This window comes from Sphingobacterium sp. 40-24, assembly GCF_001899705.1.
In the GTDB taxonomy this organism is placed as follows: Bacteria; Bacteroidota; Bacteroidia; order Sphingobacteriales; family Sphingobacteriaceae; genus Sphingobacterium; species Sphingobacterium multivorum.
Map to the genome: position 1 here is coordinate 48,768 of NZ_MKWH01000054.1, position 26,993 is coordinate 75,760.

General features: G+C 40.0%; 18 protein-coding genes and 5 tRNA genes. 19 read left to right on the plus strand and 4 right to left on the minus strand.

What is annotated here, in order from left to right:
- Positions 1–12: 12 nt before the first annotated feature.
- The 3 genes from BGP15_RS19295 to BGP15_RS19305 form a co-directional block, all read right to left on the minus strand.
- Complete coding sequence (locus BGP15_RS19295) at positions 13–690, minus strand: ABC transporter ATP-binding protein (protein ID WP_046672289.1); 678 nt, start codon at positions 688–690, stop codon at positions 13–15.
- Positions 691–785: 95 nt separating this feature from the next.
- Positions 786–3,152: an ABC transporter permease gene (locus BGP15_RS19300; RefSeq protein ID WP_286770539.1), complete on the minus strand. Its 2,367-nt coding sequence runs from the start codon at positions 3,150–3,152 to the stop codon at positions 786–788.
- A gap of 63 nt (positions 3,153–3,215) precedes the next feature.
- Positions 3,216–4,469: an efflux RND transporter periplasmic adaptor subunit gene (locus tag BGP15_RS19305; protein ID WP_286770540.1), complete on the minus strand. Its 1,254-nt coding sequence runs from the start codon at positions 4,467–4,469 to the stop codon at positions 3,216–3,218.
- A gap of 591 nt (positions 4,470–5,060) precedes the next feature.
- Here BGP15_RS19305 and BGP15_RS19310 point away from each other — a divergent pair.
- From BGP15_RS19310 to BGP15_RS19325, 4 genes are all read left to right on the plus strand, one after another.
- A complete protein-coding gene (locus BGP15_RS19310; protein ID WP_112373732.1) occupies positions 5,061–6,443 on the plus strand; it encodes a TolC family protein in 1,383 nt (460 codons plus the stop codon).
- A gap of 32 nt (positions 6,444–6,475) precedes the next feature.
- Positions 6,476–7,837: a sigma-54-dependent transcriptional regulator gene (locus BGP15_RS19315; protein WP_286770541.1), complete on the plus strand. Its 1,362-nt coding sequence runs from the start codon at positions 6,476–6,478 to the stop codon at positions 7,835–7,837.
- Positions 7,838–7,840: 3 nt separating this feature from the next.
- Positions 7,841–9,160 carry a sensor histidine kinase gene (locus tag BGP15_RS19320; RefSeq protein ID WP_286752374.1) on the plus strand — a complete coding sequence of 440 codons (1,320 nt, stop codon included), beginning with the start codon at positions 7,841–7,843 and terminating at the stop codon, positions 9,158–9,160.
- 110 nt (positions 9,161–9,270) lie between these two features.
- Positions 9,271–9,789, plus strand: a complete 519-nt coding sequence (locus BGP15_RS19325) for a hypothetical protein (RefSeq protein WP_286752375.1) — start codon at positions 9,271–9,273, stop codon at positions 9,787–9,789.
- 178 nt (positions 9,790–9,967) lie between these two features.
- On the opposite strand, the gene BGP15_RS19330 is transcribed toward BGP15_RS19325, so the two are convergent.
- Positions 9,968–11,131, minus strand: a complete 1,164-nt coding sequence (locus BGP15_RS19330; RefSeq protein ID WP_286767379.1) for a BamA/TamA family outer membrane protein — start codon at positions 11,129–11,131, stop codon at positions 9,968–9,970.
- A gap of 326 nt (positions 11,132–11,457) precedes the next feature.
- Between BGP15_RS19330 and BGP15_RS19335 the strand changes: the two genes are divergently transcribed.
- The 15 genes from BGP15_RS19335 to rpoC all read left to right on the plus strand — a co-directional run bounded on the left by BGP15_RS19335 (position 11,458) and on the right by rpoC (position 26,615).
- Positions 11,458–11,530, plus strand: a tRNA-Thr gene (locus tag BGP15_RS19335).
- 26 nt (positions 11,531–11,556) lie between these two features.
- Positions 11,557–11,637 (plus strand) — tRNA-Tyr (locus tag BGP15_RS19340).
- Positions 11,638–11,687: 50 nt separating this feature from the next.
- Positions 11,688–11,760, plus strand: a tRNA-Gly gene (locus BGP15_RS19345).
- Between the two features lie 95 nt (positions 11,761–11,855).
- Positions 11,856–11,927: transfer RNA gene (locus BGP15_RS19350), tRNA-Thr, on the plus strand.
- 72 nt (positions 11,928–11,999) lie between these two features.
- Complete coding sequence (tuf, locus tag BGP15_RS19355) at positions 12,000–13,184, plus strand: elongation factor Tu (RefSeq protein WP_075991174.1); 1,185 nt, start codon at positions 12,000–12,002, stop codon at positions 13,182–13,184.
- Positions 13,185–13,346: 162 nt separating this feature from the next.
- Positions 13,347–13,417: transfer RNA gene (locus tag BGP15_RS19360), tRNA-Trp, on the plus strand.
- Positions 13,418–13,440: 23 nt separating this feature from the next.
- Entirely contained in the window at positions 13,441–13,635 is a 195-nt protein-coding gene (gene secE / locus BGP15_RS19365) for a preprotein translocase subunit SecE (RefSeq protein WP_028072657.1), read from the plus strand.
- Between the two features lie 20 nt (positions 13,636–13,655).
- Positions 13,656–14,201, plus strand: a complete 546-nt coding sequence (gene nusG, locus BGP15_RS19370; protein WP_046672242.1) for a transcription termination/antitermination protein NusG — start codon at positions 13,656–13,658, stop codon at positions 14,199–14,201.
- 70 nt (positions 14,202–14,271) lie between these two features.
- Positions 14,272–15,879 carry a S41 family peptidase gene (locus tag BGP15_RS19375; protein WP_286770542.1) on the plus strand — a complete coding sequence of 536 codons (1,608 nt, stop codon included), beginning with the start codon at positions 14,272–14,274 and terminating at the stop codon, positions 15,877–15,879.
- 267 nt (positions 15,880–16,146) lie between these two features.
- The gene (rplK, locus tag BGP15_RS19380; RefSeq protein ID WP_028072660.1) at positions 16,147–16,590 is read left to right on the plus strand and encodes a 50S ribosomal protein L11; all 444 of its coding nucleotides are present in this window, start codon (positions 16,147–16,149) and stop codon (positions 16,588–16,590) included.
- 22 nt (positions 16,591–16,612) lie between these two features.
- Complete coding sequence (gene rplA / locus BGP15_RS19385) at positions 16,613–17,311, plus strand: 50S ribosomal protein L1 (RefSeq protein ID WP_046672240.1); 699 nt, start codon at positions 16,613–16,615, stop codon at positions 17,309–17,311.
- A gap of 2 nt (positions 17,312–17,313) precedes the next feature.
- Complete coding sequence (rplJ, locus tag BGP15_RS19390) at positions 17,314–17,832, plus strand: 50S ribosomal protein L10 (RefSeq protein ID WP_046672239.1); 519 nt, start codon at positions 17,314–17,316, stop codon at positions 17,830–17,832.
- Positions 17,833–17,910: 78 nt separating this feature from the next.
- The gene (gene rplL / locus BGP15_RS19395) at positions 17,911–18,288 is read left to right on the plus strand and encodes a 50S ribosomal protein L7/L12 (RefSeq protein ID WP_002992785.1); all 378 of its coding nucleotides are present in this window, start codon (positions 17,911–17,913) and stop codon (positions 18,286–18,288) included.
- Positions 18,289–18,456: 168 nt separating this feature from the next.
- Positions 18,457–22,266, plus strand: coding sequence for a DNA-directed RNA polymerase subunit beta (gene rpoB, locus BGP15_RS19400; protein WP_046672286.1), 3,810 nt, complete (start codon positions 18,457–18,459; stop codon positions 22,264–22,266).
- A 71-nt stretch (positions 22,267–22,337) separates the two neighbouring features.
- Positions 22,338–26,615 carry a DNA-directed RNA polymerase subunit beta' gene (gene rpoC, locus BGP15_RS19405; RefSeq protein WP_112373726.1) on the plus strand — a complete coding sequence of 1,426 codons (4,278 nt, stop codon included), beginning with the start codon at positions 22,338–22,340 and terminating at the stop codon, positions 26,613–26,615.
- The last annotated feature ends 378 nt before the right edge of the window (positions 26,616–26,993 follow it).

A 26,993-nucleotide genomic window follows, 5' to 3' on the forward strand; every position in this document is an offset into this window, starting at 1 on the left:
ATATGTGTGTCTTTATACCGAAGTTGTTTCCATAATCACTTGCCCGTCTAGCATGCGGATTACACGGTCAGAAAACTTTGCATCGTGTTCACTATGTGTTACCATGACGATGGTTGTGCCGGCTTCGTTCAATTCAGTCAGGAGTTGCATGACTTCGTTACCATTATTGGAATCGAGGTTACCCGTAGGCTCATCGGCAAGAATCAATTTTGGATTATTCACGACAGCGCGAGCAACGGCCACACGTTGTTGCTGACCTCCGGAGAGCTGTTGTGGAAAGTGATTTCGGCGGTGCATGATCTGGACTTTTTCCAAAACTTCTTCTACACGCTTTTTGCGTTCTGCAGCTGGAACATTGGTATAAACCAGTGGAAGTTCCACGTTTTCAAATACTGTTAGTTCATCGATTAGATTGAAGCTCTGGAATACAAAACCAATGTTATGTTTGCGGAGATCTGAGCGACCACGTTCTTTGAATTTGGCAACTTCAATCTCGTTGAACAGATAGCTTCCTTCATCCAAATCATCCAGCAATCCGATAATATTGAGTAAAGTCGATTTTCCACAGCCCGAAGGACCCATTACAGCAACAAACTCGCCCTCTTTGACATGAATGTTTAGGTTGTTTAATGCGACGGTTTCAACTTCTTCAGTGCGGTAATACTTTTGAAGGTTTGTGATCTTGATCATATTTTTTGTGCTCATGGTTTTTATGTTTTGGATCCTTGGCGATATTGCCTTGGACAGTTATTATTTCTGTTATTAAATTCTGTTTATTTAATTGTTTATTGATCTCTTAAAGTCTTCGTCGGATTGGCTATCGCTGCTTTAAATGCCTGTGAACTGATCGTCAGTAGGGCAATTACAATTGCTGCTACAGCACTGATGACAAAGATGGTCCAGGAAATCTCTACATGATGTGCATAGTTGGTTAACCATTTGCTCATAATCATCCATGCAATAGGAAAGGCAATGATACAGGAGATCGCTATAAGCGTAACAAATTCACGGTTGAGCATTTGGATAAGTCCCGAAACAGAGGCCCCCAGGACTTTACGAATACTGATTTCTTTTGCGCGTTGCTCTGTTGCAAAGGCGGCTAAACCAAACAGGCCTAGGCAGGATATAATGATAGACATCAGTGCAAATACACTGGATAGTTGCTGTACAAAAAGCTCAGCTTTAAACTTATTATTGAAACTATCATCTAAAAATTTATAGTCAAAGGGGAAGCCCGGGTTATTTTTGACGATGACCTTCTCGATTTGTTGAATGGCATCTGGTAAATCTACTCCAGCCTTTGTCTTGATGGTCATGATGCCATTATCTCTATTCATCGGTAGAAATAGCATCGGCTCAGGATCGGCATACACATTGTTATAAACGAAGTTCTTGACGACACCGGCGATGGTGAACTTTTCCTCACCGTAACTGATGATACTACCGGCCACAAGGCCATCTTTTTTGATCAGTTTTGCAAATGCTTCGTTGATGATAACCGAGGTGCTATCACCTACAAAATTTTGATGGAAGTTTCTACCGTCAGAAAGCTTTAGATCCAAAGCTGGAATAAGACCTTCATCAGAACGTAACATGCCAATCAAAATACTAGCATTTGGATCTTTTCCATCCCAGCTAAAACCGGACGTATTGGAGTTGATATTGAGTATACTCATATCACTGACACCGACCTCTTGCACAACTCCTGTTGCCAATAATTGATTTTTAATCAGTGGGAGATGTTTGGCCATATCGCCTTGTAGCGCTGTTGTCAACACCTGACTCTTATCAAATCCGAGATCCCTGTTCTTGTTGTGCTGAATCTGTTGGTAGATAATAATGGTACAGATAATCAAAACGACGGATGCCGTATATTGTAAAATCACCAATCCTTTGCGTACAAGACTTCCGCTTCCGGCTTTTTGCTTCGCACCTTTAATTGTCGTTAGTGGTTTGAATGCGGATAGGAAAAATGCGGGATAGCTACCTGCAAATAGGCCACAGGCAAGGGTAATTACCAACAGAAAAAGGAGGTGTAAAGGTGCCGATAAATTAACCTTCAGCTCTTGGCCTATCATTGCATTGAAAGGACCGATAAAGATGTAAATCAGCAACAAGGCTACCAAGGAAGAGATGGTTGCCAATACGAGCGATTCCCCTAGGAATTGCGTCACTAAAGATTTGCGGCTTGCGCCAACAACTTTACGCATACCCACTTCTTTTGCTCTTTTTTCTGACCTTGCTGTTGCGAGATTCATAAAATTGATGCAGGCAATTAATAGAACAACCCAAGCAATAAAGGTAAATAGACGTATATTTTTAATACCGCCTTCTATTTCATTTCCGCTATTGTCAAATTGGTTGTACGTAATCCAACGTTCCATTGGATAGAGGTAATTTTGTGAGAACGTGACTTCACCATTGGTTTTGCGTTTGACAAAATCCATCATCTGTTTGTTGATCTGGTCAACATTGGCATTATCTTCGACCTGAACCAATGTTTGTACGCCATTGTTTCCCCAGTTTTCCAACCAATCCTGACCAGCTTCAAACTTTTTGAAAGGAATCAGCCATTGAAAATCATAGCTGCTATTTTTGGGTAGGTCCTTGATTACCCCTGCAACAATAAATGGCTCAGTATTGTTTGTTTTGACGGTTTTTCCCAATGCCGGGCGGTTACCAAATAATTTATGGGCAGCTGTTTCTGATAACACGATATTGTTGACCTGATCGAAGGCGGTATTTCGATCACCCTCCAAAAAATCCAAGGAAAGCACATCTGCAATGGAGCCATCGGCATATACCCCTGTCTGAAATATATTATTGTCTCCTACAGAAAATAACATGGGCGAATTCCAGCTCATGCGAACGGCATGCTTAATACCGGGTATTTCTTTTGCTACGCTTTGGGCAAATGGTCCAGGTGTCGATTCGAATACATAAGTAGCACCATCGTAAGTCTGTTTTGATTTGACAACATAGATATTCTTTTTGTTGGCGAAATTATCGTTGTAGCCCAACTGGCTTTCAACCCATAAAAAAATCAACGATGCCGCAGCGATACCGACCGCCAATCCAAAAATATTAAGAAAGCTGTACCCCTTGGTTTTCCAAAGGTTGCGAAGTGCGGTTTTAATAAAGTTTTTAATCATAATTAAGTCGTATGATAAAAGCGGTTATCGAGAGATATGATGTGCTCGATAACCGCTAGGATGTTACTTTTTAATATTTAGCTCTTGCACCTTATCGTAGGTCTCATAGCTCGATACGATAACCTTATCGCCCGGTTGTAGACCTTTGATAACCTCATAATATTCCGGATTTTGTCTTCCTAATTGGATATCGACACGATATGCTGTACTTCCATTTTTATCCAATTTGAAGATCCAGTTACCACCGGTCTGTTGATAAAAACCGCCTTTTGCCAGCAATAACGCTTTGGTTTCATCGCTTAATGCCAAACGTATTTGTAAAGTCTGTCCACGGCGGATCCCTTTGGGAACATCATTGATAAACTCCATGTCAACCTGGAATCGGCCATTGGTGACTTGTGTATAGACTTTCTTGATACGGAGTTTGTAGGTTTTTTCACCGATAGAAAACTCCCCTTGTAGATCTGGGAAAATACGGTTGATATAATGTTCATCGATGTCAGCGCGCACTTTGAATCCTGTTAAGACGTCGATTTGTCCCAATCGTTCCCCGGCGTTTTTATTTTGCCCGATCTCTGCATCGAAGGCGGTCAATTGCCCGTCAACAGGTGCCCTAACAATCAAGTCGCCAATTTTCCTTTTCATCAGTTCCAATGCACTCTGAGTGCGTTGGTAAGTTTGTTTGTCCTGATTGGTTTTTTGTGCATTGGAGATTTCGTCCTGTTTCAGGATCTGTTTGGTCAAGTTGACCCGTTCTTTTTGATAGTTGTATTCGTTCTTTGATTTTTCGAACTCTTGTGTACCAATGGCTTTTTCGTTAAGTAATTTTCTGTTTAGATTATAGATCCGCTCCGCTTCCCGATAGGCCTGTTCTACATCAGCCATTTGGTTGCGGTTGTTAATTGATGCTTGTTGTGCATTGGTCTGCGCAATTTGTGACTGTGTCAATAGATTGAGCACTTGCGTTTCTTGTTGTACCAGGGTAAGCTCCTGATCGGTATTGGAAAGACGCATGATTGCATCCCCTTTTTTTAAGATAGCCCCGTCTTCTACAAATTTTTCTTCGACGCGTCCGCCAACAGAAGCATCGAGGTATATACTACTAATAGGAAGCACGGTGCCATTTATCGGGATAAATTCTTGAAAGTTTCCATTTTTTATTTCGACAATAGAGATGCGGTCAGCTTCAACATTCAGTTTGCTTTTGCCGGAGGTAAAATAGAAACTGGCACTGATTAAGCCAGCTAAGCCAGCAACCCCCACAATAGTCATGATACGTTTGCTATTCCACTTCTTCTTTTCTAAAGGTCTGTCCATAATTTAATATCAATTTTGTATGTAACTATGAAAGCTGTGCCAATAATTTAATTTACTGATTTATAGTTGTTTATTTTGTTTTGTTTGGCGCTCGGTGTTCGATAGCGGACACTTCTTGTACGAAGACGTACAACTGGAAGTTTTTCGCTGTTTATTGTGGCAACTGAAGTGCTTTGAGCAAATATAACCACAGGTTGTGGTAAGGTACGTTAGTTCTATTGGAGTACACATTGATTTATGTATAGTTTATTAAGTTGCAACGGATAAGAATCTTCAATTTAAATATATCAATTCTCTTAATTTGCACGGAACTAATACGGACTTTATAGGGACCTTATTCGGACCTCATGCGGATGAAAGCGAATAAAAACCGAAGAAACTCCGATGTATATCCATTGAATAAACGAATAAATACTGAACTTGATTTCCATCATGTTCCTACTTATACTCTTGTGGATTTTTATTGTCCAACTACGCACACCGACTGTTCATTAATGAACATTTTTGAAAATATGTTTTTTGTATCTGTTTGATAGTTAGTGTTTTTGTTGTTTGGCATGGCGATGGTCAGCAAGAAAATAAAAACTGGATATGAAGAGAGTTTATATATATAGTACATTATGCTTTTTATTGAGTTATGCTAAGGCAGGGGCGCAACAGACGGAGCAGCAACTAACGGAAAGAGTGTCGGGGACAGCAACAATTGCAGCGGTCGACGATAAACAAATTGCCAAGCGGAGCTTAGCTGAGTGTATCCAGTTGGCCATAAAGGCCAATCCAACCTTATTGCAGAATGAACTCGATGTGAAGCGTGCTGAGGTGAATTTGGCACAGGCTAAAGCGAATAGACTTCCCGATGTCGATGCGAGCCTACAACATAGCCTGACCTCAGGTAGATCGCAGGATAACTCGACCCTTCAATATATTTCATCCAACAACTCAACAGGGAATTTTTCTTTGGGAGCCAGCCTGCCGTTATTTAGAGGGTTTCGTCTATTTAACGAAATTCGGATGCGTGCTGATGCAAAGACAGCTGGTAAATTGACTTTTGATACGCAGATTAATAACCTAAAACTAGATGTTATTACCGCTTATATTCAAAGTTTGACTGCCCAGGATATATTGCGGCAATCCGAAATGCAGACTGAAGTAACCCGAGAGCAGGTCAGACGTGCGGAGAGCATGCATAAGGAAGGCGCAATTAACCCTGGGGATTATTTTGATTTGAAAGGACAACTGGCAAATGATGTCAACACGATTGAAAATAATCGTCAGTTACTATACAGTAGCCGGGTGAAACTGGCGGCCTTATTGAATATGGCGGAAAATCAATTAGGGGAATTGGACAATATCGGAATAAATGAGACAGGACAGCGTTTGGATGAGAAGCAATTATATGATATGGCTGTCGACCAATTGCCTGATATTAAAGCTTTGGATTATCGGATAAAAGTGGCGGAGCGGGATATTAAGATTGCGAAATCATACTATTACCCGTCTTTGAGTCTGAGCGCTGGCTTAGGATCAAATTATTCAAAATTGGGGATTCAAGGAACGTATTGGTCCCAAATGCGTAATAACGTGGGAAAATCTATTTCTCTAAATCTCTCAATTCCCATTTTTAATCATTTGCAAGTATATAACAACGTCCGCCTGGCAAAATTAGATCTACAAGCTGCTAAATTTCAGAAAGAGATCCAACAAAATGTTTTACGGTCGGCGACGTCCAATGCGGTTTTTAATTTGCAGAACGCAAGTAACATGATTACACAATTACGTAGTCAAAATGAAAACTACGCGGAGTCTTTTCGCATAGCCAAAGTCGTTTTCGAATTGGGAAACAGTAATTCAGTGATTTTTTTGACCGCAAAAACGAAATTCGACAACAGTCAGATTCAATTGGTCGTCAAGCAGTATGAATGGCTGCTGCAAAAATATATCAATGATTATTACGCAGGCTCATTGAATTTATAATTATCTTAGTATCTTCAATGAAGTCAGTAAGTATGAAAAAAGCATCTATTTTAGTCGTTGATGATGACCAGGATTTATTAACTGCGGCAAGAATCTTGCTTAAACCTAAAGTTAGTCATATTCAAGTTGAACCCAATCCGGAGAACTTAATCGCACATCTGGAGAAGACACCTTATGATCTGGTACTTTTAGATATGAATTTTAAAAGTACAATTAATACTGGTAATGAGGGATTATATTGGTTGTCCCGGGTTAAAGAAAAGTTTCCACAGGTACATGTCATTATGATTACCGCTTATGGAGCTGTAGATCTCGCTGTAAAATCGCTGAAACAGGGGGCGTCAGATTTTGTCGTGAAACCCTGGGAAAATGAGCATTTATTGGCGACGATCGAAAGCACGCTTGCTGAATCAAAAAACAAAGAAAAGAAAAGTAAAAGTTCCCTGCTCAGTAGTGCGAACAGTCCTGATTTGATTGGTAACTCTGTTGTTATGGACGAACTGCAATATAAATTGGAGAAAATAGCGCCGACAGATGCAAATATTTTAATATTAGGTGAAAATGGGACAGGGAAAGACCTCATTGCTCAAGCCATTCAGCGAAGATCCTTGCGTTCAGATCGGACTTATGTCAAGGTCGATGTCGGGGCGCTGACAGAAACATTGTTTGAAAGTGAGCTTTTCGGTTATAAAAAGGGGGCATTTACGGATGCACGTGAAGACCGTCAAGGGCGATTTGAAGCGGCAAATGGAGGGACATTGTTCCTCGACGAAATTGGAAATATCTCTTTGCAGCAACAAGCTAAATTGTTGACCGTACTCCAGAATAGACAGGTGACACCGTTGGGTTCCTATCAACCGATCCCGGTGGATATTCGCTTAATCTCAGCAACCAATGTGCCGTTGAAACAGCTTGCAGATGAAAGCCGTTTTCGAAAAGACTTAATTTATCGGATCAATACCGTGGAAATTCAGGTACCACCATTGCGTGAACGGGGAGAGGATATCAAGCTATTGGCTGATCATTTTCTCGATATCTATTCGAAAAAATACAATAAACGGATTGAAGGCTTTGAACCGGATGCGGTTAAAAAAATGTGCGCATATCATTTTCCGGGCAACGTCCGGGAACTTCAATACAGCATCGAGCGTGCTGTTATTATGGCAGATCAGCTTAGTATCGCCGGAAATGACCTTTTCTTCTCACCGATCGAACAGCAAGTAGATAACCACGTTGTTGAAACTAGCGCTAGCAGTCAAAATTTGGAAGAATTGGAACGTAAAGCAATCAAATCTGCGATTGAGCGTTACAACGGAAATATCAGTAAGGCAGCAAAGGAATTGGGACTGACAAGAGCTGCGCTTTATAGACGTTTGGAGAAATATGATATTTAGTCGATGAGGCACGGAAAAATCTTAAATGCGATCAAGATTATATTACTGTTGATAGCTGCTCTTGTGAGTGCTTATTTTCTACTAAAACGTGAATACGTACAGGCGGCTTTGATCTTCTGTGTGATGCTTTACCTGGGTTTTAACCTATATGCACAATATAATTTTTTGGCCAAGCAGTTGATTGAATTTTCCGAAGCGGTCAAATACCGTGATTTTACCAGACGTTTTTTGGTGAAAAACACAAAATCAGTAGAAGGAAAGCTTTTCCTTGCCTTTAATCAGATCAACGAAACATATAAGGAGATCAGTATTAAGCAGGAAATTCAGCATCAATACCTGGACCGTGTGATCAATATGCTGAATTCGGCGATTATCTTTTATGAGATGGATAGCGGTAAGGTCATGTGGGTGAATGATGCTTTCAAGCAGCTATTTCATTTGCCACATCTTGGAAACATCACGGGACTGAAGAAAAAAAACAATGATCTTTATGAAAAAACCATGTTACTTGAAAACGGACAGCAGCAGATGGAGTCCGTTCAGTCAAGTAAAGGGAAGATTAAATTATTGATTCAAAGCTCAAGCTTTGAGACACAGGATGCTTTGTTTCGCATTGTTGTATACCAAAATATCAATGAAGCAATTGATGAAACTGAGACAAAGGCATGGCACAAATTATTGCGCGTACTGACGCATGAAATTATGAATTCCATTGCTCCGATCAGCTCACTGGCTGAAACCTTAAACGGTCGTTTGGACCATTTCAAAGGAACTGAAGATATTGATGATCTAAAAACAGGCATTTCCACCATCAAACGTCGTAGCGAAGGACTTTTGCATTTTGCGAAGAGTTATCGCATGATCAATAAAGTCGATCAGCCTCAGCTAGCACCGATTCAAATTTCACAGCTGTTTGAACATATCTATCAACTGCTTGAACCAACCTTGATCCAGAAAAATATTGATGTCGATATTATCCTAAAAAATACAAGGCTTATTTTATCTGCCGACGTCAATTTGATCGAACAGGTTATTATTAACTTAATGTTGAATGCGATAGATGCGGTTAAAAATAGGGAAGAAGCCTATATTAGTTTATCTGCTCTTGAAGTGGACGGCAAGGTGCAGATTAGGATTGAAGATAACGGGGCAGGAATTCCTGCCGATCTTCAGGAGCAGATCTTTACACCATTTTTTACAACAAAGAAGACGGGTACAGGAGTCGGCTTGACCCTAAGTAAACAGATCATGCTTTTGCACAAGGGTACTATTTTCCTCAATAGTACGGAAGGAAAAGGGAGTGTTTTTGTTCTCCAGTTTTAAAGATATTATGTAGCCTAGCTAATTTAACCGTATGTATTCAGTGGAATTAAACCTGATGTTCCATGTGAAAAATCATAAAATTTAGCGATGTTTGCAGCGAAATGAACTACATGCTTAAGTATTGGCGGCATTATTTTGTATCCCATAGTCGCCATGGGACCCATTCTCCTTTTGTTTATAAATTGGTAGACGAAGTGATCTATCAAAAGACATCCAAGGAGAGCGTTTCGGAATTACCGCAAACTATTCAAAACGGAAGCAAGGTAGAGCAGAAAAAGTATGCATTAATCGATCGGTTATTAAACACATTCGCTTACGACAATTTTAGTTATTGGGCCGATCGTCCGATCGAAAGTTATCAGAGTCTTCTGCAGGACCAATGCGGAAGCTATGCGTACCGACATATTTATTATATCGACCTGGACGATCTTGACCTGAATTTTTTGGGAAATGTTGGCGATCGAGATCTATTGATTATAAACGAACCCCATGTGTCAGCGAAAAGGGAAGCCTACTGGAACAAGCTGAAACAGGATAATCGTGTTGTGGTTACCATAGATCTATACCGAATTGGGTTGGTTTACTTTAGAAAAGAACAACGAAAAGAGCATTTTCTGATACGATTTTAGGCTACTGTTTCGACCATTTTTTGGCTGTCGATAGGCAGTCATGGGCCACGTTCCCTAAGGCATTAAATATTTTATCTGAAGTTTAAGGATACAGGAGAGGAGAGCGAAGAGGAACAGGTAGCTGTCATTCGGCAAGAATAAACAAGGGCATCCATATATTTATGGATGCTTTTGTTTATTAAAAAGCTTCACTTAGGGACAGATAGAAACCCGATTGTCGTTTTTCTCCAGGTCTTTGTTCGCCAAAGGAATAATCAAAGCGTATGCTGCTATTGTGTTCGAGACTAAAGAAATATCTTAAGCCACCGCCATAACTTGCGACATATCGGCTGCTATTTTCCTTTGAAAAGGTTGATCCTAGCCCTGAAAAACCAACAATACCAAAGCGTGGATGAAAGCGATAACGCAGTTCAGCTTGGGAGGCAAGGTAATTCTTGTCCCGGTAACGTCCGAGGTAATATCCGCGCATCATCATGTCTCCACCGAGCTCACGGTAGTTGTAAAATGGGACGGTTTTTCCAAATGTGGAACGAAAGATTCCTTGCAGGGCCAGTGTGACTTGGTTGTGCAGGGGAATAAAGCCACGCAGATCCACGTCGAGGTTTGCCCCCGTAAAATCAGTACTTGTCCATAACTTTGGAGCATAGGCCAGTCGCAATTTAGCATAATACCCCCTTGTTGTATAAGAAACGTTATCCCTATTGTCAAACAATTGCGAAATACCTACAAGTAGCTGTTGCCCGCCATGCTTTCCAATAAGATCGGAATGATTGAAAATACGATCGGCACTATCGCTACGAATGGTGAAGTTGTCGTATTGAATGTTGATGCCCGAATAGAGGTTGTTGCTGATTTTTTTCTCAGCTTCGAGTTTGACGCGAAATAATTTTTGATCAATGCGTTCTTCATCTGCCTTCCAGGTGTCCATACCGACGCCATAATAGTTAAAGGGCCAATTACGGTAACGCATTTCACTAATCAGATGGTAGTCGTTGTTTTTAGTCCAAAGATCTGTCTGCAGTTTGAAATTGGACTGACTATTGGATGTAAAGGTTCCCATGACCATGACCGTGGAGGTGCGGATTTTGGGATCAGATTTGTCCAGATAAAAATTATAAGCGCTCGCCAGGCCGTATTCAACGCCCGTTTCCTGCGCATAACCAACGGCCGGTAAAACCATAAAACTACCGGAACGTGTAGAATCTCTTTCAGCGGAAAGAAATTTTTTACTCAATTTTTGAATAATATTTTGAGCTTTCAATTCGGCCGATCCCATTAAAAGTACCGTAAATAGTACGGAGTATCGGGTAAGTTTTGAAAGTGATTGCGGTAAAATTTGCATGCCCAAAGATAGTATATTAGCCAAATAACCAAAACAGGTAAATATGCAATCAAAAATTATTGTGCTGCATATCAGTATAATTGCCAAAAACTGTCTTTTTTTTTTGACAAATATTTTTGTAAAGTGAGTTTTGTGTCTATCTTTGCATCAGCAAACAAGGGAACAACGGTTCAAAACAACGAAAGTTTGCTTAGTTCTTTAAATGAAAAAAAATAAAAAATAAACTTGCAGAAATCAAAAGTAAATTCGATATTTGCACTCGCTGAAAAGGTAGAAATACTTGGTCAGACGTTGATAGAATGTAAGTTTAAATAAAGATATTAGAAGCCTCTTTAGCTCAGCTGGTAGAGCAACTGACTTGTAATCAGTAGGTCATTGGTTCGATTCCGATAAGAGGCTCTAAATGTAACAAAAGTTACAGGTCTGGAGGGGTTCCAGAGCGGTCAAATGGGACGGACTGTAAATCCGTTGCTTCGGCTTCGAAGGTTCGAATCCTTCTCCCTCCACACTTTATTTTAATTAGGGTGTTAGATTTACTCTAGTTTCTAATTATTAAGCGGAAGTAGCTCAGTTGGTAGAGCGATAGCCTTCCAAGCTATAGGTCGCGAGTTCGAACCTCGTCTTCCGCTCAAATTTTTCAAGTATTAAATTTAGTCTCTATCTTCTTTGATAATAATGTATCTAAAGGTGGGGGCATTAATACGTAAATAAGGTTTTTTAGTAAGCCGAAGTAGCTCAGGGGTAGAGCACTTCCTTGGTAAGGAAGAGGTCGTGGGTTCAAATCCCATCTTTGGCTCGTACTTGTGTAAAAGTTAAGCAAGAGTATATAACAAATAGAAATAATTTATAATTACTAATTCGCATAAACATGGCAAAAGAGAAATTTGACCGTAGTAAACCACACTTAAACATTGGTACTATCGGTCACGTTGACCACGGTAAAACTACAACTACAGCTGCTATCACTAAAGTATTGGCTGATAAAGGTTTGTCAGAAGCTCGTTCATTTGATTCAATTGACTCTGCTCCTGAAGAAAAAGAGCGTGGTATCACAATCAATACTGCACACGTAGAATATTCTACAGCTAACCGTCACTATGCACACGTTGACTGTCCAGGTCACGCTGACTACGTTAAGAACATGGTAACTGGTGCTGCTCAAATGGACGGTGCTATCATCGTAGTTGCTGCGACTGATGGTCCTATGCCTCAAACTCGTGAGCACATCTTGTTGGCTCGCCAAGTAGGTGTTCCTGCGTTAGTAGTATTCATGAACAAAACTGACTTAGTTGATGACCCTGAGTTGTTAGACTTAGTTGAAATGGAAGTTCGTGAGTTATTATCATTCTACGAATTCCCTGGTGATGATATCCCTGTAATCAAAGGTTCTGCTTTAGGTGCATTGAACGGTGAGCCTGAGTGGGTTGAGAAAATCATGGAATTAATGGATGCTGTAGATAACTACATTCCAATTCCTCCACGTTTGACTGACTTACCTTTCTTGATGCCAGTAGAAGACGTATTCTCGATCACAGGTCGTGGTACAGTTGCTACAGGTCGTATCGAAAGAGGTGTAATCAACTCTGGTGATCCAGTTGAGATCTTAGGTATGGGTGCTGAGAACTTGAAATCTACAGTAACAGGTGTTGAGATGTTCCGTAAAATCTTAGATTACGGTGAGGCTGGTGATAACGTAGGTTTATTGTTACGTGGTATTGAGAAAACTGATATCAAACGTGGTATGGTTATCTGTAAACCAGGTTCAGTAACTCCTCACGATCATTTCAAAGCTGAGGTTTACGTATTGTCAAAAGCTGAAGGTGGTCGTCACACTCCATTCTTCAACAAATACCGTCCTCAATTCTATTTCCGTACAACTGACGTAACTGGAGAGATCTCTTTACCAGAAGGTACTGAAATGGTTATGCCAGGTGATAACGTTACAATCAGCGTGAAATTAATTTCTGCTATTGCAATGGAAAAAGGTCTACGTTTCGCTATCCGTGAGGGTGGTCGTACAGTAGGTGCTGGTCAGGTAACTGAAATTATCTAGTCTTTAATAAAGATTTAGAATCACATAGAATAAGCTAATCGACTGAGGTTGATTAGCTTATTTTTTCGATAAGCGATTTATCGGATTAAAATAAAAAAAAGTAAAAAAAGATTTGCAGAAAGTGGTTTAAAACACTATATTTGCATCACAAAATAAGAATACACGGGCATAGTTTAAAGGTAGAACGAAGGTCTCCAAAACCTTTGGTCTGGGTTCGAGTCCTGGTGCCCGTGCTTATAAAAACAGATAAACTAAAATGGCAAAAGTACTTGATTTTTTTAAAGACTCTTATGTAGAGATCACTGAGAAAGTGACTTGGCCTACATGGTCTCAGTTACAAAGTTCAGCTGTTATTGTGCTTGTTGCGTCTCTTCTTATTGCATTGGTTGTCTTTGTAATGGATAAAGCTTCAAGTGTAGGGTTAGAATTCTTGTACGGTATTGCTTCTTAATTTTTCAATCGTATTTATTTATGGCAGATCAAGGTTTAAAGTGGTACGTAGTTCGTGCTGTAAGTGGTAAAGAAAAGAAAGTAAAGCAATATATTGATGCCGAAGTTAGCCGTTTAGGTATTGAGCACTTGATTCCTCAGGTGTTGATTCCAATGGAAAAATACTACTTGATGCGCGATGGAAAGAAAGTTGCTAAAGAACGTAACTACTACCCTGGTTATGTTTTATTGGAAGCAGCTCTTGACGGTGAGTTGGAGCACATCATCAAAAATATCAATAGCGTCATTGGTTTCTTGGGAGATAAAGCTGGTAATGCTGTCCCTTTACGCCAAGCAGAAGTGAATCGTATCTTAGGTAAAGTGGATGAAATGGCAGAACAAGGTGAAACCATTAACGTTCCTTACTATGTGGGTGAAACAGTGAAAGTAAACGATGGTCCTTTCAACGGATTTACTGGAGAGATCGAAGAAGTCCACGAAGATAAAAAGAAATTAATCGTCATGGTGAAAGTCTTCGGTCGTAAGACTCCACTTGAACTGAACTACATGCAAGTAGAAAAAGAGTAAGATTAGTAATTAACGATAGAGAAAAGCTTTTCATGAAAATTGGAAGGCTTTTTTTTGTATCTTACCATAAATGAAAAGGCCAGGTATTTATCTATTCGCATTGTTTTATGTGCTGACATTGTTGAGCTGTGCAAATGTCGAGAAGTATAATCGATTTATCGAGACTCCCCTGGCAGTGGAAGCTATGCAGCAAGATATCAACTATGTTGAGCGTAACTTATGGAAAATGCATCCGGACCTTTTTTTGTATATAGGGGAAGATCAATTAAAGACTAAGTTTGATAGCCTCCGTTCTACGATCCGCCAACCCTTACTGCCCAACCAGTTTCAGCTGGCATTAGCAGCTGTTCTGTCTCAAGTTCGGCAGGGACATATGACCTTAAGCCCACTTATTTCCAAATTTGACCCGAAAGGTAAGGATAAAGTACGTTACCAAAAAAGTAAGGGCCCCTTCTCACAATTGGGATTTCATTGGCAAGAAAATACATTGTATCTTTCAAAAAATGGAACGGCAGATTCAACGCTGATTGTCGGTTCAAAAATTCTAGCTATTGAAGGGATACAGCCTCAAAATTTGTACACAAAATATCGCCCAAGCTTTACCTCGGATGGGTATAATACAACATTTATAGATCAGGCTTTTGAACGTTTATTACCGCGGTATTACCAATTGGAATTGGGGTATCGAGATTCTATTGCTGTGGTGTTTTCTCGTGCTGATAGTACGTATGAGCGGTTTGTTGTCAGAAGATTTGAAGCACCTGAACAGAAGGGAAAGGTCGGGACAAGCCATGCGGCTACGGAAAAACCGAATAAAAAGCCTTCGGAAAAGAAGGATAAGCCAATCGAAAAGAAGTCCGATACGAAAAAGCAGCGCAAGATATTCGGCTATAATACCAATCTAAAAAGAATGAGCAAACAGCTCTCTTTCCCTGTCAAAGGCGATAGCAGTATTGCTTTATTGAAGGTGGTCGATTTTTCCTATGGGCGTCCAAAAAAAGCCTATAGAAGGATTTTTGATCGACTGGAGCTTAATTCGGTTCAATACCTGATCTTGGATCTTCGTGGCAATCTGGGCGGACGTTTGTCCGATGTTCGTGAACTATATAGCTATCTGGTAGAAGCGGATAAATTCCAGTTTGTTCAGCCGGCAGTGATCAGCTCAAAGTTCAACTTGCCGTTTTATCAGGTAAAAGGATTGCCAGGCTGGTCTTATCCCGTTTTATCACCATTTATTATACCAAGTGCTGTAGTATCTTGGGCAAAGACGTTTTCCAAAGATGGGATAAATTATACCCATCTTACGGGAAGCAAAATTGAAAAATCAAAGGCGAATCGCTATCGCGGTGATTTATTTGTATTGATCGATGGCGGGACTTTTTCTGCAGCGAGTTTGATTGCTACAAATCTGAAAGTTGGGAAACGTGCTGTTTTCTTTGGTGAAGAGACTGGCGGGGCTGCTAGTGGTACTGTTGCGGGAGTTCTTCCTGTACTGAAACTGCCAAACTCCCATTTAAGGTGGCGCTTTGGCTTAATGGACGTGAAGCCTTATTATCATGTAAGCGAAGCTGGACGGGGTGTTATGCCGGATGTTTCCATTGTACGAAATGTTGATGATGTATTCAAAGGGAAAGATCCGGTATTGGATAAGGTGTTGAAGATTATTAAAAGGCAGTAGAGCTGATGTGACTTCGTTAAAACCGATTTTTTTAGCCTTAATTTTTAGAAAAGTGCTAAGATTATTTTTTTGTAATAGGATGTCGGATCTAGGTAGGGATAAAAAAAACATAAATTCCTGAAAAATTAAAAGTTAGATACTTGCAGGATTCAAATCTTCTTATTAACTTTGCACCTCGGTTGGGGTGTTACGTCCTGGCCGATGAATGTTACGTTATTTGCTTCCAACTTACTAACAGACATTTAACAAAATTAAATTCAAAACAAAATGGCAAAAGAAGTCAGTGCGTTAGTAAAATTACAAGTTAAGGGCGGAGCTGCGAATCCTTCACCTCCAGTAGGACCTGCATTAGGTGCTAAAGGTGTGAATATCATGGATTTCTGTAAGCAGTTTAACGCTCGTACGCAAGACAAACCAGGTCAAGTATTACCTGTTGTCATTACAGTTTACGCTGATAAATCATTCGATTTTATCATCAAGACTCCACCGGTAGCAGTTCAGTTGAAAGACGCTGCTAAATTAAAAAGTGGATCTGGCGAGCCTAACCGTAAAAAAGTTGCGGCTATCACTTGGGAACAAGTTGAGACAATCGCTAAAGATAAAATGCCTGATTTAAATGCATTTACTGTAGAGGCTGCTATGAGAATGGTAGCTGGTACAGCACGTAGTATGGGTATTACTGTATCAGGTAATGCTCCTTGGAACAATTAATTAAGAAATCAATTTAAGAAAAGTGGCTAGATTAACAAAAAATCAAAAAGCGGCACTATCCAAAATTGAAGCTGGTAAAGCATACTCTTTGAAAGAAGCTTCGGCTTTAGTTAAAGAAATCTCATTGACCAAATTTGATGCTTCTGTGGATATCGACGTTCGTTTGGGCGTAGATCCTCGTAAAGCAAATCAAATGGTTCGTGGTATTGCAACATTACCTCACGGTACTGGTAAAACTGTTCGTGTTTTAGTTTTATGTACTCCTGATAAGGAAGAAGAAGCTAAAGCGGCAGGTGCAGACTACGTAGGTTTAGATGATTACATCAGCAAAATTGAAGGTGGTTGGACTGACGTTGATATCATTATTACTATGCCTAGTGTTATGGCTAAAGTTGGTAAATTGGGTCGTATTTTAGGTCCAAGAAACTTGATGCCTAACCCTAAAACTGGTACAGTTACAACAGAAGTTGGTAAAGCTGTAACAGATGTAAAAGGTGGTAAGATCGATTTCAAAGTTGACAAAACCGGTATCATCCATACTTCTATTGGTAAAGCGTCGTTCGATGCAGATAAGATATATGATAACGCACTAGAGGTATTACAAACTCTAGCTCGTTTGAAACCATCTGCAGCTAAAGGAACTTACTTTAAAAGTATTCACATTTCCTCAACTATGAGTCCTGGTATTCATATTGAGACTAAATCAGTAGCAGGTATTTAATCATGAGAAAAGAAGAAAAACAAGAAATTGTTCTAGCTTTGGCCGAACAGATTAAATCTTACGGTAACTTCTACATTACCGATACTGCTGAATTGTCAGTTGAAAAAGTGAATAACATTCGTCGTAAATGTTTTGAACAAGGCATCGAAATTAAAGCTGTAAAAAACACTTTAATCAAGAAAGCATTAATCGAAGCTGGTGTTGATGAAGAAGAAATCTTTGGAACGCTTAAAGGAGCGTCTACAATGATGTTTTCAGAAGTCGCTAACGCACCTGCGAAATTAATCAAAGAATTGCGTAAATCAGGTGAAAAACCGTTGTTAAAAGCGGCTTTCATTGAAGCAACTGCATTCGTTGGAGATAATCAATTAACTGCATTAGTTAATCTTAAATCTAAAAACGAGCTTATTGCGGATGTTATCGCAGCCTTGGAATCTCCTGCGAAAAATGTTATTTCAGCTCTTCAATCAGGAGGAAATACTGTTGCAGGTTTAGTAAAAGCTTTAGAAGAAAGAGGTTAACGAATCCTCTAGAACAGAAACATTCGTTACAATTTAATTAACAATTTTTATAAAGTACATTCAAAAATTCAAAATAAAATGGCAGATTTAAAACAACTTGCTGAACAGTTAGTTAACTTAACAGTAAAAGAAGTTAAAGAATTAGCTGATATCTTAAAAGACGAGTATGGCATCGAGCCTGCTGCTGCTGCTGTTGCTGTAGCTGCTGCTCCAGCTGAAGGTGGTGCTGCTGCTGCAGAAGAGAAAACTTCATTTGACGTTATCTTGAAAGAAGCTGGTGGTCAAAAATTAGCTGTAGTTAAATTGGTTAAAGATTTAGCTGGATTAGGCTTGAAAGAAGCTAAAGATTTAGTTGACGGAGCACCTAAAGAATTAAAAGCTGGTGTATCTAAAGACGAAGCAGAAGCTTTGAAAAAACAATTAGAAGAAGCTGGTGCTGTTGTTGAGATTAAATAATCTCAACTAATTAGCCCGAAAAGGTTTAGACTCTGACGATTTTTCGTCAGAGTCTATTCCTATTTATATCAATACGCCACTATGCTGTGTATATGCTGGGCACAGTGGACACGTGGTTTACAGCATAAATGTAAGCGCAGTTTTTTTAAAACTAAAATTCATATTCCCTTGGCAAACAATAATATTCAACAAGAAAGAATAAACTTTGCAACAAGTAAGAAAGTATTGGAATATCCAGATTTCTTAGATGTGCAATTGGAATCTTTCAAGGAGTTTTTTCAATTAGAAACTACTTCTGACAACCGCCATCAGGAAGGGCTGTTCAAGGTATTCTCGGAAAACTTCCCTATTTCTGATTCAAGAAACATTTTTGTGCTAGAGTTTTTGGATTATTTCATTGATCCACCACGTTATGATATCCAAGAGTGTATCGAACGCGGCTTGACTTATAGCGTTCCTTTAAAGGCTAAGTTAAAGTTATCTTGTAATGATGAAGAACACGAAGATTTCGAAACTATTGTTCAGGATGTATATTTAGGGACTATCCCTTATATGACTCCTAAAGGTACTTTCGTGGTAAATGGTGCAGAGCGTGTCATCGTATCGCAATTACACCGTTCACCGGGCGTTTTCTTTGGTCAAAGTAGACACACAAATGGTACTAAACTTTATTCTGCAAGGGTAATTCCTTTCAAAGGATCTTGGATCGAATTCGCGACAGACGTAAACAACGTTATGTATGCTTATATCGACCGTAAAAAGAAATTCCCAGTAACTACCTTATTGCGTGCTATCGGTTACGATTCGGATAAAGATATCTTAGAATTGTTTGACCTAGCTGATGAAGTAAAAGTTAGTAAATCTGGTCTTAAAAAATATGTTGGCCGTCGTCTTGCGGCTAGGGTATTAAAAAAATGGGTAGAAGATTTCGTAGATGAGGATACTGGTGAAGTGGTATCTATCGACCGTAATGAAATTATCCTTGAACGTGAAACTGTTCTAGAAGAAGATCACATTGATCTGATCATCGAAGCTGGTGTTAAGTCTATTATCTTAGCCAAAGACGATGAGTCAAATAATGCCGATTATTCTATTATATATAATACTTTACAAAAAGATACCTCCAATTCAGAAAAAGAAGCGGTAGAGCATATCTATCGTCAATTGCGTAACGCTGAACCACCAGATGAGGAAACTGCTCGTGGTATCATTGACCGTTTATTCTTTTCTGATAAACGTTATGATTTGGGTGATGTAGGTCGTTACCGTATCAACCGTAAGTTGAAATTGGGTACTCCTGATGACACGAAAGTCCTGACACGTGAAGATATCATCGCAATCGTTAAGTATTTGATCAACTTGATCAATTCCAAAGCCGAGGTGGATGATATTGACCACTTATCAAACCGTCGTGTACGTACTGTAGGTGAACAATTATATGCTCAATTTGGTGTAGGTCTATCTCGTATGGCGCGTACAATCCGCGAACGTATGAATATTCGCGACAACGAAGTGTTTACACCAACAGATTTGATTAATGCACGTACTCTTTCATCTGTAATCAATTCTTTCTTTGGTACAAACCAGTTGTCTCAGTTCATGGACCAAACTAACCCTCTTGCTGAGATCACGCATAAGCGTCGTTTGTCAGCTTTAGGTCCAGGTGGTCTTTCCCGTGAGCGCGCAGGTTTCGAGGTTCGTGACGTTCACTATACACACTATGGTCGTCTTTGTACAATCGAAACACCAGAGGGACCAAATATCGGTTTGATCTCCTCATTGGCTGTACACGCGAAAATCAACCACTTAGGATTTATTGAAACTCCTTACCGTAAGGTTAAAGATGGGGTTGTTGTGGTCGATGAACCTGTAGTATACTTATCTGCTGAGGATGAAGATGGTAAAACAATTGCACAAGCGAATGCTTTGTATGATGACAAAGGTAATTTCGAAGATGCGAAAGTGAAAGCCAGATATGAGGGTGACTTCCCAATTATCGAGCCTAATATGCTTGATTATATGGACGTTGCTCCAAACCAAATTACCTCTATTGCGGCTTCGTTGATTCCTTTCTTGGAACACGATGATGCCAACCGTGCATTGATGGGATCGAACATGCAACGTCAGGCTGTGCCTGTATTGCGTCCACAAGCTCCTATCGTAGGTACTGGTCTTGAAGGTCGTGTTGCAAAAGATTCACGTACCTTGATCAATGCCGAAGGTCATGGCGTAGTAGAATATGTAGATGCTGATGAAATTAAGATCCGTTACGACAGAAACGACGATGATCGTCTTGTATCATTCGATGATGATGTCAAAACGTATAAATTGATCAAATTCAAGAAAACCAACCAAAATACATGTATGAACTTGAAGCCTATCGTTAAGAAAGGTCAACGAGTTGAACCAGGACAGGTATTATGTGAAGGTTATGCGACTGAAAATGGTGAATTGGCATTAGGTCGTAACTTGAAAGTAGCGTTCATGCCTTGGCAAGGATATAACTTTGAGGATGCGATCGTAATTTCTGAGCGTGTAGCGAAAGAAGACTGGTTTACTTCTCTTCACATCGAAGAATTCGAACTTGAAGTTCGTGATACGAAACGTGGTGAAGAAGAGTTAACAGCTGATATTCCTAACGTATCTGAAGAAGCGACAAAAGATTTGGACGAAAACGGTATTATCCGTATCGGAGCTGAAGTTGGTGGCGGTGATATCTTAATTGGTAAAATCACACCTAAAGGTGAATCTGATCCTTCTCCAGAAGAGAAATTGTTACGTGCAATCTTCGGTGACAAAGCTGGTGACGTGAAAGATGCTTCATTGAAAACTCCGCCTTCATTAAAAGGTGTTGTTATCGATACGAAGTTATTCTCGCGTGCGAAGAAAATGTCTAAAGAGGTTGAACGTAAAACTTTAGAGAAACTAGAGGTTGCTCACGATAGAGCAGTTAAATCATTGAAAGACCGCTTGGTTGAAAAATTATTCACTGTAGTGAATGGTAAAACTAGCCAAGGGGTATACAATGTCTATAAAGAGTTGTTGGTTGCTAAGGGAGCTAAGTTTACACAAAAAATTCTAGCTGAATTAGATTACAACAACATCAACCCAATGGGATGGACAACTGACGAAGATAAAAACGAGTTGATCAAAATGGCCCTTCATAATTACAACATTAAAATTAATGAAGAGTTAGGTTCGTTTAAACGTGATAAATTCGCAGTATCTGTCGGTGATGAACTTCCATCAGGAATTGTGCAGATGGCTAAGGTTTACGTTGCTAAAAAACGTAAGTTGAAAGTAGGGGATAAGATGGCCGGTCGTCACGGTAACAAAGGTATCGTTGCACGTATTGTACGTGATGAGGATATGCCATTCTTAGAAGATGGTACACCAGTTGATATCGTGTTGAACCCACTCGGGGTACCTTCACGGATGAACTTGGGACAGATCTACGAAACCGTATTGGGCTGGGCTGGTCAAAAATTAGGTGTGAAATTTGCTACACCTATCTTTGATGGTGCTGAAATGGATCAGGTACAGGATTGGGTTGCGAAAGCTGGTTTACCGAAATCAGGACGTACATATTTGTACAACGGATTGACGGGTGACCGTTTCGATCAACCAACGACAGTGGGTGTAATCTACATGTTGAAATTAGGTCACATGGTTGATGATAAAATGCACGCACGTTCAATCGGTCCGTACTCATTGATCACACAACAACCTCTAGGTGGTAAAGCGCAATTCGGTGGTCAACGTTTCGGTGAGATGGAGGTTTGGGCATTGGAAGCATTCGGTGCATCTAACATCCTTCAAGAAATCTTGACTGTGAAATCGGATGACGTGGTTGGTCGTGCCAAAACTTACGAGGCTATTGTAAAAGGTAACAACCTTCCGACACCATCGGTACCAGAATCGTTCAACGTATTGGTACACGAGCTACGTGGATTGGGTCTAGATATCACATTGGATTAATTAAGCAATTAGGGCTTTGAAGGGCTCAGTCCTTCAAAGCTTCTTTATAAAGCTTTAACTTTTGAATAAGTATGTCTTACAAAAAAGATAATAAAATTAAAAGCAACTTCACTTCGATTACGATCAGCTTGGCTTCTCCAGAAACTATTTTGGAACGCTCAAGTGGTGAAGTTACAAAACCGGAAACGATTAACTATCGTACCTACAAACCGGAACGTGACGGTTTATTCTGTGAGCGTATTTTTGGTCCTGTAAAGGATTACGAATGTCACTGTGGTAAATACAAACGTATCCGTTATAAAGGTATTGTGTGTGACCGTTGTGGTGTTGAAGTAACAGAGAAAAAGGTACGTCGTGAGCGTATGGGACATATCAACTTGGTAGTTCCTGTTGCGCACATTTGGTATTTCCGTTCTCTTCCTAATAAAATTGGTTATTTATTGGGACTTCCTACCAAGAAATTGGATATGATCATTTACTACGAACGTTATGTGGTTATCCAAGCTGGTATTAAGGAAGAAGATGGTATCAACTTTATGGACTTCTTGACTGAAGAAGAATATTTAGATATTTTAGATACCCTACCAAAAGAAAATCAATATTTAGACGATAACGATCCTCAAAAATTCGTTGCTAAGATGGGTGCTGAGGCATTGGAAGATTTGTTGAAACGTATTGATTTGGATCAATTGTCATACGATTTACGTCACCAAGCTGCTAACGAAACTTCGCAACAACGTAAAAATGAAGCGTTAAAACGCCTTCATGTGGTTGAAGCTTTCCGTAGTTCACGTGAAAATATCGAGAATCGTCCAGAATGGATGATTGTGAAAATCGTTCCAATCATTCCACCTGAATTGCGTCCTTTAGTGCCTTTGGATGGTGGTCGTTTTGCGACTTCGGATTTGAATGACTTATACCGTCGTGTGATTATCCGTAACAACCGTCTAAAACGTTTGATCGAAATCAAAGCTCCTGAAGTAATCTTACGTAACGAAAAACGTATGCTTCAAGAAGCGGTAGACTCTTTGTTTGACAACTCACGTAAAGTGAACGCTGTTAAGACAGAAGGTAACCGTGCATTGAAGTCATTATCTGATATTTTGAAAGGTAAACAAGGTCGTTTCCGTCAAAACTTGTTAGGTAAGCGTGTGGATTATTCGGCTCGTTCGGTAATTGTTGTAGGTCCTCACTTGAAATTACACGAGTGTGGTCTTCCTAAAGATATGGCTGCTGAACTTTACAAACCGTTTATCATCCGTAAGATGATCGAGCGTGGTATTGTAAAAACAGTAAAATCAGCTAAGAAAATTGTGGATCGTAAAGATCCTGTGGTATGGGATATCCTTGAAAATGTATTGAAAGGTCACCCTGTATTACTAAACCGTGCACCTACGCTTCACCGTTTGGGTATTCAGGCTTTCCAACCTACATTGGTAGAGGGTAAAGCTATTCAATTACACCCATTAGTGTGTACAGCGTTCAACGCCGATTTTGACGGTGACCAGATGGCAGTCCACTTACCTCTTGGTAATGCTGCAGTTTTGGAAGCCCAAATCTTGATGTTAGGCGCGCACAATATCTTAAACCCTGCGAATGGTTCTCCAATCACAGTACCATCTCAAGACATGGTATTGGGTCTTTACTATATTACTAAAGGCCGTAGAACTGCTGGCGATCACACCGTAAGAGGTCAAGATATGACTTTCTATTCGGCTGAAGAGGTTATCATCGCATTAAATGAGAAGCAAATTGACCTTCATGCCTGGATTAAAGTAAAAACAAAAGTTAGACAAAAAGATGGTAGCATCGTTGATACCTTGTTAGAAACAACAGTAGGTCGCGTGATCTTCAACCAAGTTGTTCCTGATGAAATGGGTTTTGTCAATGAATTGCTTACTAAAAAATCGTTGCGTAATATCATCGGTGAAATTGTGAAGACTACGGGTATGGCCCGTGCAGCACAGTTCTTGGATGATATGAAAGAATTGGGATATCAAACAGCCTTCAAAGGTGGTCTTTCTTTCAACTTGGAAGATTTGAACATTCCTGCTGCGAAAGCTGAATTGATTCAACAAGCAACTAACGAGGTTGAAGAAGTAATGAACAACTATAACATGGGTTTCATTACAAACAACGAACGTTACAACCAAATCATCGATATCTGGACGCGTATCAACAACAGATTGACGGCGCACGTTATGGATATTCTTTCGAATGATAATCAAGGTTTCAACTCAGTTTACATGATGTTGGATTCTGGAGCCCGTGGTTCGAAAGAGCAGATCCGTCAGTTATGTGGTATGCGTGGTTTGATGGCGAAACCCCAAAAATCAGGTACTTCTGGTGGTGAGATTATCGAAAACCCGATCTTGTCAAACTTTAAAGAAGGTTTGTCCGTATTGGAATACTTTATCTCTACCCACGGTGCGCGTAAAGGTCTTGCCGATACAGCATTGAAAACAGCGGATGCGGGGTACTTGACCCGTCGTTTACATGACGTAGCGCAAGATATGATCGTTGTGGAACAAGATTGTGGTGGTTTACGTGGTATTTATACAACAGCATTGAAAGATAATGACGATGTTGTTGAGCCATTGTTCGATCGTATTTTGGGTCGTACACCATTGCATGATGTTCTTCATCCGGATACTGACGAATTGATCGTTTCCGCAAATGAAGATATCACTGAGGAAATTGCTGAAACTATCGAAAAAGCAGGTATCGAAGGAATTGAGATTCGTACGGTATTAACTTGTGAGTCTAAGCGTGGTGTTTGTGCTTGTTGTTACGGACGCAACTTGGCGTCAGGTAAGCGTGTTCAGTTAGGTGAAGCTGTGGGTGTTATCGCCGCTCAATCAATTGGTGAACCAGGTACACAGTTAACACTTCGTACATTCCACGTGGGTGGTACGGCATCGAACATTGCTGCTGATTCAAGTATCATTTCTAAATACGATGGTAAAATCGAATTTGAAAACGTACGTACTGTTTCGCAAACAAATGATAATGGTACACATCAGGTAGTCTTAGGACGTTCTGGTGAGGTTAAGATTATTGATGCACATAATAAAATTGTATTCCAACAAAATATCCCTTATGGTTCACAGTTGTTCGTTGAGGATGGCGGTACAGTAGCTAAAGGTGATAAATTGGTGGAATGGGATCCATATAATGCAGTAATTATTTCTGAATTTGCCGGTAAAGTTGAATTTGATGCAATCATCGAAGGGGTTACCTTCCGTGAGGAGTCAGATGAGCAAACTGGTCACAAAGAGAAGGTAATTATTGAAACACGTGATAAAACGAAAAACCCATCCATCAAGATTCTTGATAAATCGGGCGAGGTTATTCGTACCTACAATATCCCAGTAGGCGCTCACGTTGCAGTTGCTAATGGTGTAACAGTAAAAGAAGGTGGTATCCTTGTTAAAATCCCTCGTTCTACGGGTAAAACGCGAGATATCACAGGTGGTCTACCGCGTGTAACGGAGTTATTCGAAGCACGTAACCCTTCTAACCCTGCTGTTGTAACAGAAATCGACGGTGTGGTAACATTGGGTGGTGTGAAACGTGGTAACCGTGAGATGTCTATCGAGTCTCGTGATGGTCAAATCAAGAAATACTTGGTACCTCTTTCTAAGCATATCCTTGTTCAGGATAATGACTTTGTGAAAGCTGGTATGCCATTATCAGATGGTTCGATCTCTCCTGCGGATATCTTGTCGATCAAAGGTCCATCAGCAGTGCAACATTACATTGTGAATGGTATCCAAGAGGTATACCGTCTGCAAGGTGTGAAGATCAACGATAAACACTTCGAGACGATCGTTCACCAAATGATGCAAAAAGTTAACATCGAAGATCCAGGAGATACGCGTTTCTTAGAAAAAGAAGCGGTTAACAAATGGGATTTCATGGAAGAAAATGATTCCTTGTTTGACAAGAAAGTTGTCGTTGATGCAGGAGACTCCAATAACTTACGTCCGGGACAAATTGTTTCTTTACGTAAGTTGAGAGAAGAGAATTCTAGTCTGAAACGTCGTGACTTAAAACTTGTTGAAGTTCGTGAAGCAATTCCGGCAACTTCAAGTCCATTGTTGCAAGGTATTACCAGAGCTTCATTGGGTACGAAATCGTTCATTTCTGCTGCCTCTTTCCAAGAGACCACAAAAGTGTTGAACGAAGCTGCTATCGCAGGTAAACGTGATAACTTATTAGGTTTGAAAGAAAACGTAATCGTTGGTCACTTGATCCCTTCTGGTACAGGTATCCGTCAATACAGCAATTTAATTGTGGGCTCTCGCGAGGAGTACGATCAATTGTTGGCTTCGAAAGAAGAAGATTAATCGTTACTCGATTATTTTATATAGGAAGGTCCAGACATTCGTCTGGACCTTTTTTGTTTCTATAGCGACCTTATTTGATATTGAAGAAGGTCGTAAAAATATATTTAGCTTGCTCTTTTAGCGGTGAAATTGCTTGTTAAGGAAAGGGGAGAACTGAAATTTATAGCAAGCAGCTTGGCCGTTTAATTGGTTGATTTTACCTGATAGGACGGCTTAACGCATAGCTATCATAAATGAATCATTCAATGTTACAGTTAGTTAACCTAAATATTAAAAAATAATAAACAAAAGGCTTGGAAGTTTGTTAGTAAACTCCCTATCTTTGCACCACTCCGCAAGGGAGGGACGGTTACCGCGAGAGCAGGGAACCATGAAAAA

Bases quoted from the DNA above. Each gene is read 5' to 3' on its own strand.
- BGP15_RS19295 (WP_046672289.1), bottom strand. From the start codon at position 690: ATGATCAAGATCACAAACCTTCAAAAGTATTACCGCACTGAAGAAGTT.
- BGP15_RS19300 (WP_286770539.1), bottom strand. From the start codon at position 3,152: ATGATTAAAAACTTTATTAAAACCGCACTTCGCAACCTTTGGAAAACC.
- BGP15_RS19305 (WP_286770540.1), bottom strand. From the start codon at position 4,469: ATGGACAGACCTTTAGAAAAGAAGAAGTGGAATAGCAAACGTATCATG.
- BGP15_RS19310 (WP_112373732.1), top strand. From the start codon at position 5,061: ATGAAGAGAGTTTATATATATAGTACATTATGCTTTTTATTGAGTTAT.
- BGP15_RS19315 (WP_286770541.1), top strand. From the start codon at position 6,476: ATGAAAAAAGCATCTATTTTAGTCGTTGATGATGACCAGGATTTATTA.
- BGP15_RS19320 (WP_286752374.1), top strand. From the start codon at position 7,841: ATGAGGCACGGAAAAATCTTAAATGCGATCAAGATTATATTACTGTTG.
- BGP15_RS19325 (WP_286752375.1), top strand. From the start codon at position 9,271: ATGCTTAAGTATTGGCGGCATTATTTTGTATCCCATAGTCGCCATGGG.
- BGP15_RS19330 (WP_286767379.1), bottom strand. From the start codon at position 11,131: ATGCAAATTTTACCGCAATCACTTTCAAAACTTACCCGATACTCCGTA.
- tuf (WP_075991174.1), top strand. From the start codon at position 12,000: ATGGCAAAAGAGAAATTTGACCGTAGTAAACCACACTTAAACATTGGT.
- secE (WP_028072657.1), top strand. From the start codon at position 13,441: ATGGCAAAAGTACTTGATTTTTTTAAAGACTCTTATGTAGAGATCACT.
- nusG (WP_046672242.1), top strand. From the start codon at position 13,656: ATGGCAGATCAAGGTTTAAAGTGGTACGTAGTTCGTGCTGTAAGTGGT.
- BGP15_RS19375 (WP_286770542.1), top strand. From the start codon at position 14,272: ATGAAAAGGCCAGGTATTTATCTATTCGCATTGTTTTATGTGCTGACA.
- rplK (WP_028072660.1), top strand. From the start codon at position 16,147: ATGGCAAAAGAAGTCAGTGCGTTAGTAAAATTACAAGTTAAGGGCGGA.
- rplJ (WP_046672239.1), top strand. From the start codon at position 17,314: ATGAGAAAAGAAGAAAAACAAGAAATTGTTCTAGCTTTGGCCGAACAG.
- rplL (WP_002992785.1), top strand. From the start codon at position 17,911: ATGGCAGATTTAAAACAACTTGCTGAACAGTTAGTTAACTTAACAGTA.
- rpoC (WP_112373726.1), top strand. From the start codon at position 22,338: ATGTCTTACAAAAAAGATAATAAAATTAAAAGCAACTTCACTTCGATT.